The following is a 1422-nucleotide window of genomic DNA, read 5'->3' as shown; positions in this document are numbered from 1 at the left end:
GAAAACGAGACACCAGTGGTCCGGACAGTTGGCCCCGACACAGCGGAGCCCGCCACCACCTGGATCGTCGGACCACTGACGACGGTGCTTGCCACGTTGTTGGCATCTCCCGCGTAGGCCGCGTTCAACTGAACGCTGTTTCCAAGTGGCAGATAGCTCGTCACCAGAGTCGCTACGCCGTTGGTGGCCTGCGCCGTTCCCAGGAACTGCGTGCCCGCGAAGAACGTGACCATGCCGCTGGCAGCGGCCCCGCTCACATTCGCCGTCAACGTGACAGGCTGGCCCTGTGCCACGCTCGTGGCAGAAGCTGTCAGGGTGGTCACTGTCGTTGCAGGCTTGATCACCTGGTTCAAGGTAGCAAGACTGGTCGCGTTCGCAGCATCGCCGCTGTACACAGCCCGCAGCACATCGGTACCCACCGGCAACTGGCTCAATGTGAGCACCGCCTGCCCATTGACGACGGACGCCGATCCAACCAGGACGTTGTTGCTGAAAAAGTCGACGGTTCCCGAGAACGATGAGGCTGCTGCACCACTGCGTGATACGGTGGCAGTCAATGTGACTGCCGTCCCATAAGAGGCCTGAGCTTGCGAAGTCGTGAGAACGGTGGTGGTCGCTTGCGCCTGGGTCGAAGCCACAACCTGCTGATCCAGCGCAGCGGTTGAAACAGCGGTGATGTTGACATCGCCCGAATAGCTCGCCGTGATACTGCCAGTGCCCAGCGGCAGGCTGCTGATGTTCAGCGTTGCCATTCCGTTGACGACACTGGCTGTTCCGATAGCCGTACCATTTCGATAAAAAGTGACAATTCCAGTCAGGGTCGGTCCATTGAAACGCAGATTGCTTAACGCTCCGTTGCCGAGGAACGTCAAGTCCGGAGCCAGCCTCGCCGTCAGCGTCACTTCGGCGCCTGCCGTTACCCTGCCTGCCGAAGACGTCAACGTCAACGTCATCGCACCCGGCGGCACGACCACCTGACTGGTCGTCATCGCCGCCTGGCGATTCGCGTCCCCCGAATAGATGATCGTCAGATTGTGGGTACCCACACTCAGGGCTGGCACGCCGATCGTGGCACCGACTCCCCCTGTAGAGGCAAAGCTACTGATGAGTGTCTGGCCGTCAAAGACATTGAAYGTTCCTGTGGCACCTCCTGAACCGGTGGTAACCTGCATCAGCGCCACGAACGGATATCCTGCCTGGATAGTGCTGTTCAAGGAAAACGAAACACCAGTGGTCCGGACAGTTGGCCCCGACACAGCGGAGCCCGCCRCCACCTGGATCGTCGGACCACTGACGACGGTGCTTGCCACGTTGTTGGCATCTCCCGCGTAGGCCGCGTTCAACTGAACGCTGTTTCCAAGTGGCAGATAGCTCGTCACCAGAGTCGCTACGCCGTTGGTGGCCTGCGCCGTTCCCAGGAAC

The 1422-nt window shown here is 60.6% G+C and carries 1 protein-coding gene; it reads right to left on the bottom strand.

The window, feature by feature from the left end; all coding sequences use genetic code 11:
* Window positions 1-1214, bottom strand: a 1214-nt coding sequence (locus tag AC1DXX_RS33325) for an Ig-like domain repeat protein (protein WP_478138471.1), incomplete at its 3' end; no start/stop codon positions are given.
* Window positions 1215-1422 lie beyond the last annotated feature (208 nt).

It is taken from the genome of Variovorax sp. P4_B10 (assembly GCF_056402375.1).
Note: the sequence above shows the minus strand (reverse complement) of the source record. Positions and strands in the feature narration are given on the sequence as shown.